General features: G+C 38.2%; 6 protein-coding genes and 1 pseudogene. 3 read left to right on the top strand and 4 right to left on the bottom strand.

Going from position 1 to position 10,667, the window contains the following annotated elements; translation table 11 throughout:
• Window positions 1-52 precede the first annotated feature (52 nt).
• Together FJR06_RS12930 and FJR06_RS12925 are read right to left on the bottom strand one after the other, a co-directional pair.
• Window positions 53-295, bottom strand: a pseudogene (locus FJR06_RS12930) (hypothetical protein); the annotation flags it as partial.
• Between the two features lie 772 nt (window positions 296-1,067).
• Complete coding sequence (locus tag FJR06_RS12925) at window positions 1,068-2,960, bottom strand: bifunctional serine/threonine-protein kinase/formylglycine-generating enzyme family protein (protein ID WP_168651570.1); 1,893 nt, start codon at window positions 2,958-2,960, stop codon at window positions 1,068-1,070.
• 108 nt (window positions 2,961-3,068) lie between these two features.
• Here FJR06_RS12925 and FJR06_RS12920 point away from each other — a divergent pair, with 108 nt between their 5' ends.
• On the top strand, window positions 3,069-3,845 hold the full coding sequence (locus tag FJR06_RS12920) for a Uma2 family endonuclease (RefSeq protein WP_168651569.1): 777 nt from the start codon (window positions 3,069-3,071) through the stop codon (window positions 3,843-3,845).
• 77 nt (window positions 3,846-3,922) lie between these two features.
• The gene (locus FJR06_RS12915) at window positions 3,923-4,420 is read left to right on the top strand and encodes a DUF2085 domain-containing protein (protein WP_015080047.1); all 498 of its coding nucleotides are present in this window, start codon (window positions 3,923-3,925) and stop codon (window positions 4,418-4,420) included.
• A 78-nt stretch (window positions 4,421-4,498) separates the two neighbouring features.
• On the opposite strand, the gene FJR06_RS12910 is transcribed toward FJR06_RS12915, so the two are convergent.
• Window positions 4,499-5,497 carry an N-acetylmuramoyl-L-alanine amidase gene (locus FJR06_RS12910; protein ID WP_015080048.1) on the bottom strand — a complete coding sequence of 333 codons (999 nt, stop codon included), beginning with the start codon at window positions 5,495-5,497 and terminating at the stop codon, window positions 4,499-4,501.
• 164 nt (window positions 5,498-5,661) lie between these two features.
• Here FJR06_RS12910 and bchH point away from each other — a divergent pair, with 164 nt between their 5' ends.
• Window positions 5,662-9,354, top strand: a complete 3,693-nt coding sequence (gene bchH / locus FJR06_RS12905; RefSeq protein WP_168651568.1) for a magnesium chelatase subunit H — start codon at window positions 5,662-5,664, stop codon at window positions 9,352-9,354.
• Between the two features lie 13 nt (window positions 9,355-9,367).
• Here bchH and FJR06_RS12900 read toward each other — a convergent pair whose 3' ends face one another.
• Window positions 9,368-10,573 carry an ABC transporter permease gene (locus FJR06_RS12900; RefSeq protein ID WP_015080050.1) on the bottom strand — a complete coding sequence of 402 codons (1,206 nt, stop codon included), beginning with the start codon at window positions 10,571-10,573 and terminating at the stop codon, window positions 9,368-9,370.
• Window positions 10,574-10,667 lie beyond the last annotated feature (94 nt).

Raw genomic sequence — 10,667 nt, 5'->3', positions numbered from 1 at the left:
TTAGGGGGATCTGCGGGTGTCAGATCCCACACGAAAAAGTTTTCAAACATCCTCTCACTGAATAATCTAACTCTCTAAACGGAATTGGAGGTTTAGATTGTGGGTTGGTTTGAAATTCAATATGTAAAATCCGATTTTCTGTTTGTAAGAAGGTGACAAAATCAGCGCGAATTGGTTCTATACTCAATTCGGTTTTTAAGACTTTGATGGTTTTTGGTTCTTGGGGAAGTAACCATTTAGCAAAATCAAAGGGATATTTTTCTGCTAGTAGTTTACAAACGTTGTCAAAACTCATGAGATTATAAAATTAAATTGTCAGAATCAGGATATCCAGGATTTAAGGATTTCCAGGATGTTTGTTTGAGTTGTGTTTTTAGGGTTTAAGAGTTGGTTCTTCCGTACCTGTTATGCCAAATATGAGTTTATTTACCCCACAACCCATATAAATAAAGGATTTTATTGTTTTTGATACCAAATTTGTCAAAATAACCAATAAATTAATGTAAAATCCTTATATAACAAGGATCTTGGGATTTAAAAAAAATAATTTAGCATAACAAGTACCGAAGAGCCTAAGAGTTTATGATTAATGTTAATATATACGATTTTCAACATAAAATTTTCAAAATACAAATTATAAATACTTAATTCATTTAAACTAATTTAGGGATAGGAATATGGACATGACAAAAATCCTGATTCAGACAATATTCAGTTTCGCGCAAAGATGCAAAGCAGCAAAGACGCAAAGGAAAACCAGCAATTTATCAATAACATCCTGTAAATCCTCAAATCCTGGAAATCCTGATTCTGACAATATTGAATATTCATTTTCACGCAAAGACGCAAAGGAAAACCAGCAATTTATCAATAACATCCTGTAAATCCTTAAATCCTGGATATCCTGATTCTGACAATTTAAAAAATGTGTGCTATCCTAAGCAAAGACACCACAATCTGCTTTATTGTCGAAAGAAAAAATTTTATTTTTCCGCCTAACGGCGGGGGTTAAGAAGGGAAAAGAGAAAGAAAAGAAAAGGGCAAAAGAGCAAGAGTGTAAAGGGCTACTAAGTCCTCGCCGCACCACTACATACAACCCGAAAACCAATATTGAGGTCGTTGAGGTCGAGATCGTTGTAGGTGCGATAAGCAGAACGGCAATTTACAGGATTGTTGCCCCACGAACCACCGCGCAGCAGCTTTGTACTGCTTTGCCCTGTCAAGGCACTACCATCTGTAGGCGCGTTATTATAACTATTTATATAATTATCCTGACACCATTCCCACACATTACCGTGCATATCATACAAACCAAAAGCGTTAGGGGGAAAAGAACCTACATCTGTGGTTTGTTGACGATACTGGCCTTTTGGTGCAGAAGCATAAGTGTAATTACCATCATAGTTTACCAATTCTGGGGTAATACTTTCACCAAAATAAAATGGTGTAGTAGTTCCGGCTCTACAAGCATACTCCCATTCAGCTTCACTGGGTAATTTATAGTTTTTTCCTGTTTTTTGACTTAACTTTTCACAGAATTTAACTGCATCATTCCAACTGACTCGTTCAACTGGGCGATTATTGCCTTTGAATCTAGAACGGTTACTACCCATGATAGCTTGATATTGTGCCTGTGTCAATTGATATTTTCCCATGAAGAAACTAGGAACAGTAACTTGATGTTCGGGACTTTCGTCTGAATCCCTTCCTGCTTCGTTTTCCGGTGAACCCATGATAAATGTTCCCCCTGGGATTTCCACCATTTCCAATGTCACACCATTTCCCAAATCTTCTGTGAAATATTTTGCGCTTTCATTCCGTCGGTTAATGATGTTTCCGGTTGCGTTGGTGCTGACCACTTCAAAACTAAAGGTTTTCAGGTTATTTGAAATTGAAGTTTGATTTTGCTTCCTAAAAAATAAACTTTGTCCTATAACTGCAACAGTTACAGCACCTAAAGATAATCCTCCATAGATAAAAACGCGACGATCTATTATACGATTTATTCTAGTTTTAGAATTTCCCGAAGATGGATTTTTGTTTGCTATTGGAGGTACATAACCTGTAGGAGTAATTTTTAAATCTTTGATGACTTCATCCGCAGATTGATACCGTTCTAGAATCTCAATTTTCAACAACTTATCTAAAACTTCCCTCAATTCCTGACTCACAGGACTAGGTAAATGTTGTCGCCAATTATTCACCCAACTAAAACCATTTCTTGTCCATAAATTAAAAGGATGAACCCCTGTTAAAAGATGAAAACAAGTTGCACCTAAAGCAAATAAATCACTGGCTGGATAAGCTTCACCAAGCTGAATTTGTTCCAGTGGACTATAACCATGAGTACCTATTCGTGTTCCTATTTGGGTGTGAACTGTGGTAGTTAATTGTTTCGATGCCCCAAAATCAATTAATACCAATTTACCATCACTGGCTCGGCGCATGATATTCTGTGGTTTAATATCCCGATGAATAACCTGGCGCTCATGAATAAACTTTAAAGATGGTAATAAATCTAGTAATAATTCCCGAATTTGGGTTTCCTTGTATTTTCCCTTTTGTGCTAATTCATCTAATAAATTTTCCCCTTTAATAAACTGTTGTACTAAATAGAGAAAACCATTATCTTCAAAATAAGCAAACAGCGTTGGTATTTGCGGGTGTTCTCCTAAATCTTGTAAACGTTTAGCTTCTTCAATAAATAATTCTGTAGCTTTTTTTAAAGCGTAAGTTCCCGACTGTTTAGGTGCAAGTTGCTTGATTACACAAATTTCATTGAGTTTCTGGCTATCTTCCGCTAAATAGGTTCTCCCAAAACCACCTTCAGCAGAAAGCACCCGCAATACTCGAAAGCGATTGATTAATAATGCTATCAACGGGGTTCTGCAACTTTGACAAAACTCGTTATCATCAGGGTTGATAGGTTGGGAACAATCTGGGTTTAAGCAGCAAATCATAAACTGTGATAGATGACTGTATAACCTTTATAATACAATATTCAGTAATTCCGCGCTTCCTGTTCTCTGATATAATACTAAACTAACAACTGCAATCTTTTAAACAGTATGAGTGAAACCCTGGCTGATATTGCTATACCACCGCAGTTTCCTGATCATACTCAACTACCAGAGTCTGATGGTACTTTCGTGAAAAACTTTCAAGAACATCCTCAAAGTATAATTATCACAGATTCAATAATTCAAACTTTACAAATATTACATCCCGATGGACAATTTTGTATAGGTCAAGATTGTGGTATTTATTGGCGAGAAACAGAACCACCAGAAAAAGGTACAGTAGCACCAGACTGGTTTTATGTCCCTGATGTAGCACCACAATTAGCAGGTAAAATTCGCCGTTCTTATGTTTTATGGCGGGAATATATTCCTCCATTAATTGCTATAGAATTAGCTAGTGGTAATGGTGAAGAAGAAAGAGATACAACTCCTCTACCGGGTTTAAAAGAAGGTGAAAAACCTGGTAAATTCTGGGTATACGAGCGCATTATCCGCGTTCCCTACTATGCTATTTATGAAGTGAATAATAGCAAATTAGAAGTTTATCATTTGGTGGATTTTGCTTACCAAAAAATGCAGCCTAACGAACGTGGACATTATCCTATTGCGCCATTAGCTGTAGAATTGGGACTATGGCAAGGAAGTTACTTAAATAATCCTGAACAACTTTGGCTACGCTGGTGGGATTTAGATGGTAATTTGTTATTGGTAGGTCAAGAAGAAGCCCAATTACAAAAATTAAGGGCTGAAAAAGCAGAAGTTAAAGCTGCACAATTAGCAGCACGTTTACGGGCAATGGGGATAGATCCAGATGATGATTTATAATCATTTTGGGTGTTTTCTACCCTATAATACTAATTGCAGAAAACGAACCGCAGAGGCGCAGAGGACACAGAGAGAATATGGAAAGGGTAGTTTTGTTAAGAGGGTTACAAGTTAATTGGGTGAGTTTTTTTGCGGATTTCCTATTAGCTGGGATGGTTTTTGGTCCCCCTCTTGCTCCTTTTTTGGCTGCGTCTGGCGTGTTTTTGCTTCCGGGGATTGCGGATATTATTTACTTTATGGGTAATCATGTATGTCCCCAGCCTACTATGGGTTTGGAGTTATCTCCACCTTTTATTATGGCGGTTTGTATGCGCTGTTATGGAACGGTATCAGGTTTATTGATGACTCGGATTTTGTATGGTTTAACTAATGGCAAAGGCGTTTTTTGGTTAAGTCAATATGGTTGGACTGGTGCGGCTTTTGCTAGTGTATTAATGATGGCTTATCCGTTGGAGTTAGCAGCGCAGATTTTCGGTTTATGGGATTTTAATAATTATATTGTTACGCCTTTTGGTTTGATTACGGGTTTGGCTTGGGGTTTATTTGCTATGCCAATTTTGCATTTTCGCAGATAGGAAGAGGGAGATTTACTCCCTATTTATCAGTCGTATTCTTTGAGGAATTAGGGATCAATAAATTAAATGAAAATTTATCTAACCTACCAATTTTTGCCAAGTAATTGCCCCAATAATACCATCAGCAGTTAAACCGTTTTGTTGTTGAAATTTCTTGATTGCTGCTTCTGTTTGTGGACCATAGATACCATCAGGATCAGCACCGACACGATATTGTAAATATCTGATAATTACACCACTAGTATGAGTTCCTTGCACAACTCGTTTAGCTAATATTTGATTGATAGCATCCCAAGTAGTATTACCTGCTATTCCTGTGGGTAAAACTCCCACAATTCTCTGAAATTTTTCCGTTGCGGAAGATGTAGCTTGTCCCATGCTATTATCTTCGACTAGGGTCCGATTATTTTTATCAGTAATTTTCAGCCGATTTAAAGCTTTTTGTAGTCGGAGAATGCTCTTATCTTTATTCTGTTCTTCATCTATAACAGTATTTACAGAAGCATTAGGAACAGGAACAGCAATAGGAATAGACACACCAGGAACAGGATTTACAGGAGTATTTGCTACTTTACCTGTTAAGCCGGCAACTATGGCATTAGCCATTGTTTCACCATCATATAGTTGTATATCTTTGGCAGAATCAATGAAGCAACATTCTATAAGAATTCCTGGCATATTTGTTCTTCTGAGAACATACAAATGTGAGCCACTTTTAACACCACGATTAAAAAAGCCCAATTTGACAATTTCATCTAATACTTTTTGGGCAACTTTTTTGCCAGCGTCGCTAATAGCAAATACTTCTGTTCCATTAGCTTGTCCATTAAAAGCATTAAAATGAATAGATACAAAAATATCTACTCGGTTACTATTGGCTTTTTCGCACCGGCTACCTAAAGATTGATTTACTGTCCTGGCACTATTCGGTTTACAGGCAATTACTGTATGTCCTAAATTTTCTAATTTAGCTATAACCTTATTACCCACTTCCATTGTTAACTTATTTTCGGATTTAATTCCCTCTGCACCACTATCGGGAGGGCAATTGTGACCAATATCAATACCGAATTTCATTTGTATCTCCTTAATTGACTTTTTTACTATGCCAAGAGTCTGCTACTGGTTAATATAGTTCCAAAAAGCATAGACATTATTTTAATCTCTAGGTAGAGATTCCCCCATTAATCTCCAAAAATGTTTAAGATCAATGTAAAGAAATATTTCGTAGCAAAAGCATAATGAAACGCATTGTCTTGATTGCTGGGTTTGAATCGTTTAACGCGGACTTGTACCGAAAAGCGGCTGATTTGGCTAATTCCCGGTGTCCAGAGTTGGATATTCGAGTATTTAGCGATCGCAATATTACCACCAATAGCACGGAAGTAGCAGCGGCACTTAAAAACGCAGATGTATTCTTTGGTAGCTTACTCTTTGATTATGACCAAGTTGTATGGTTGCGGGAGCGTGTCGCTAACATCCCTATCCGGCTCATTTTCGAGTCAGCACTGGAATTAATGAGTTTAACCAAAATAGGAGCTTTTGCGATTGGTGACAAACCCGCAGGAATGCCCAAACCCATTAAATTCATCCTGGACAAATTCAGCAACGGTAAAGAAGAAGACAAACTTGCCGGTTATATCAGTTTCCTGAAAATCGGACCAAAGTTATTAAAATTCATCCCCGTCCAAAAAGTCCAAGACCTTCGTAACTGGTTAATTATCTATGGTTACTGGAACGCCGGCGGTTCAGAAAACGTCGCTTCCCTATTTTGGACAATTGCGGAAAAATACTTAGATTTAAAAGTTGGAGATATACCCCCACCCATGGAAACCCCCGATATGGGGTTATTACATCCTGATTATCAAGGATTTTTTACATCACCCAAAGCATACTTAGAATGGTATCAAAGAAGGAGTCAGGAGTCAGGAGTCAGGAGTCAGGAGAAAGAAAGGAATAAAATTACCCAGTCCCCAATCATCGGTATTTTACTTTACCGAAAGCACGTCATCACCAAATTGCCCTATATTCCCCAACTAATCCGCTATTTTGAAAAAGCGGGTTTGACTCCCTTACCCATCTTTATCAACGGTGTAGAGGGACACGTAGCCGTTAGAGATTGGATGACCAGCGACTACGAAACCCAAGAACGTCAAAGAGGTAAAATTGAAACCCTTTCCCTTTCCGCAGAATCGGTAAAAATTGATGCCATAGTTTCTACCATTGGTTTTCCCCTGGTTGGTGGTCCGGCTGGTTCAATGGAAGCCGGAAGACAGGTGGAAGTAGCTAAACGCATTCTCACAGCTAAAAATGTCCCGTATATCGTCGCTGCACCCTTATTAATTCAAGACATTCATTCTTGGACAAGGCAAGGCGTAGGCGGTCTGCAAAGTGTTGTCTTATATGCTTTGCCAGAATTAGATGGCGCAATTGATACAATTCCTCTCGGTGGTTTAGTTGGGGAACAAATTTATTTAGTTCCTGAACGAATACAGCGATTAACTAATAGAGTTAAAAGCTGGATTTCTCTCCGCCAAAAACCTATTTCTCAACGGAAAATTGCCATTATTTTATATGGTTTTCCCCCTGGTTATGGTGCTGTAGGAACTGCTGCATTATTAAACGTTCCTCGCAGTTTAATTAAATTACTTCATGCACTGAAAGAACAGGGTTATACAGTTGGTGAAATTCCCGAAGATGGTGAAGAATTAATTCGCCAAATTAAAGCAGCGGATGAAATTAATCCCCTGGTAGAAAATAACATAAAAGACATCACAACTGTTAATGCTAGAACATTAGAAAAATGGTTAGGCTATCTTTTTACATCTCGCATTGAAAAACAATGGAAATATCTGACTGGTAGCGGCATTAAAACCTATGGAGACGAGTTTAATATTGGTGGTGTACAATTAGGAAATGTGTGGATAGGTGTCCAGCCACCTTTGGGAATTCAAGGAGATCCCATGCGGTTAATGTTTGAAAGAGATTTAACCCCCCATCCTCAATATGCAGCTTATTATAAATGGTTACAAAACGATTTTCAAGCTGATGCAGTTGTTCATTTTGGAATGCACGGAACGGTAGAATGGTTGCCAGGTTCACCATTAGGAAATACTGGCTATTCTTGGTCTGATATTCTCTTAGGAAATATGCCCAATCTCTACATTTATGCCGCAAATAATCCTTCAGAATCAATTTTAGCCAAACGTCGCGGTTATGGTGTGTTAATTTCTCACAATGTCCCTCCCTATGGACGCGCTGGTTTGTATAAGGAATTGGTAAATATCCGCGATTTAATTGCTGAATATCGAGAAGATCCAGAAAAGAATTATCTGTTAAAAGAAGGCATTTGTAAAAAGATAGTTGATACTGGTTTGGAGGTGGATTGTCCTTTTGATGATGCGAAAAGGTTGGGTATTCCCTTTACGCCGGAAAATGTGAGGATGTTTAGTAATCACGCTTTTGATCATTATTTGGTGAAGTTGTATGAGTATCTCCAAGTTCTCGAAAATCGTCTTTTTTCTTCTGGTTTACACGTTTTAGGTGAAGCACCAAATCAGGAGGAGTTAACTGGGTATTTGGATGCTTATTTTGGAAACGAACCACAGAGGCACAGAGAACACAGAGAGGAGGAGGAAATTACAAGGTTATTAAATCAATCTACTGATGAGTTAACTAATCTTTTAAGGGGTTTAAATGGTGAGTTTATTCCTCCTGCACCTGGTGGGGATTTGTTAAGGGATGGTGCTGGAGTGTTACCTACGGGTAGGAATATTCATGCTTTAGATCCTTATAGAATGCCTTCTCCTGCTGCTTTTGCACGGGGTAAGGAAATTGCTAAGAAAATTATTTCTCAGTCTTTAGATGAAAATAAGAAATATCCCGAAACTGTAGCAGTTTTATTATGGGGTTTGGATGCTATTAAGACTAAGGGTGAATCTTTGGGAATTCTCTTGGAATTGGTGGGTGCTGAACCTGTGAAGGAGGGAACTGGACGCATTGTTAGATATGATTTAAAACCTCTTGCTGAGGTGGGACATCCCCGTATTGATGTGTTAGCAAATCTATCGGGTATTTTCCGGGATAGTTTTGTGAATATCATTGAATTATTGGATGATTTATTTCAACGGGCTGCGGAAATTGATGAACCGGAGGAAATGAATTTTATTAGAAAACACGCTTTGATTTTAAAAGCCCAAGGTGTGGAAAATTCTTCCGCAAGATTGTTTTCTAATCCCTCTGGTGATTTTGGTTCTTTGGTTAATGATAGAGTTGTTGATGGTAATTGGGAATCTGGCGAAGAGTTGGGGGATACTTGGGAAAGTCGCAATGTTTTTAGTTATGGTAGAAATGATAAAGGACAAGCTAGACCAGAAATATTGCAGACATTATTAAAAACTAGCGATCGCATTATTCAAGAAATAGATTCGGTAGAATATGGTTTAACTGATATTCAGGAATATTATGCCAATACGGGAGGTTTGAAAAAAGCTGCCGAAAAGCAAAGTGGAAAAAAAGTACAAGCCAGTTTTGTCGAAAGTTTTTCTAAAGACACCACACCCCGCAATTTAGATGATTTATTGCGAATGGAATACCGAACTAAGTTATTAAATCCCAAATGGGCTGACGCAATGGCTAATCAAGGTTCTGGTGGTGCTTTTGAAATTTCCCAACGCATGACGGCTTTAATTGGTTGGGGTGGTACTGCTGATTTTCAAGATGATTGGGTTTATGATCAAGCCGCAGAAACTTATGCTTTAGATCCAGAAATGGCGGAAAAATTACGCAAAGCCAATCCTGAAGCTTTTAGAAATATTGTGGGGAGAATGTTGGAAGCATCGGGACGCGGTTTATGGCAAGCTGATGGAGATAAGTTGGATAAGTTGCGAAAGTTATATGATTTGACTGATGAGGAATTGGAAGGAGTGACGTAAAAAATCTCAATAATCACCCACTTCTCAGGGCAACAATTGGGTCTAACATTGCTGCTTGTCGGGCTGGAAATACACCAAAAATCAAGCCTATACTCCCGGATATTCCCACGGCGACAACAATCGCATATAGAGGAAATTGAGGAGTCAAAGGCGTGAAGAAGGCTAACGGCATAGTTCCCCCAACTCCTACAATTATGCCTAGCAAACAGCCAGAAAGAGAGAGAATAATTGCCTCAATTAAAAATTGCGCTAAAATATCATTCTGAGTTGCCCCAACTGCCTTACGCAACCCAATTTCTTGAGTACGTTCAGTCACAGAAACCAACATAATATTCATAATACCAATGCCACCCACTAACAAAGAAATAGCCGCAATTAATGCCAATAATAATGACAAAACACCAGTTACCTGAACTACCAATTCTTGAAACTTCTTATTAGCAAAAACAGCCACATCTTTTTTCCCATGTAGTCGAGCCAGAATATTAGTAATTTGAAAACCTGCGGCGCGAATACTATCTCTATTTTTGGCAGTCACTAAAATATAACTGAGAGGAATATCAGATATTGATCTGCGTCCCACTAACCTATTAGCAAATGTTGTGAGGGGAACAATAGCAGTTTGATCAGAATTCTCCCCACCAAATGCACCCTTTGATTGCAATAAACCAATCACTTGAAACGATATATTATTAATGAGAACTTCTTGCCCTACAGGATTTTCATCGCCGAAAAGTTTCCGACTAGTTTCTGCACCCAAAACAGTAACTTGAGCCTGTTCTTGCTGTTGTATTTGGTTAAACATTCTGCCAGTGACAAGAGTAAGATTCTGCACAGCAAGCAAATCGAACGTAGTGCCTTTAACAGTTGTTGATGTTAACTTGTTATTAAAACTAATTGACATTTTTTGCTCATCTATAGGCGCAACTTTGCTAACACTAGGAACTTGAGCTTTAATTGCTTCTGCATCTGATAACACCAATTGAGCATCAGGAAATTTCATGCCTTCATCATCTTCAAAAGTGCTATATACCGTCAGTTGATTTGCTCCAAACGCCTCAAGTTTACCCAACACAAGATTCTGTGCGCCCTGTCCAATCCCAATCATACTAATAACTGAAGCATTGCCAATAATTATTCCCAACATAGTTAATCCGCTACGGAGTTTATTAGCAGCGAGAGTTGCAAAAGCCATATTCACACTTTCCAGCAAATTCATAATTTAAACTCATAAAAAGAGAAACTTACATAAAAAACACCCAACCACCTAACACAAAAAATCTCTTAAACTCTCATTCCTCCGTGTCCTCTGT

Source organism: Dolichospermum sp. UHCC 0352 (genome assembly GCF_009711925.1).
GTDB classification, from domain to species: Bacteria; Cyanobacteriota; Cyanobacteriia; order Cyanobacteriales; family Nostocaceae; genus Dolichospermum; species Dolichospermum lemmermannii.
This window is presented reverse-complemented; position numbering and strand designations above follow the sequence as displayed.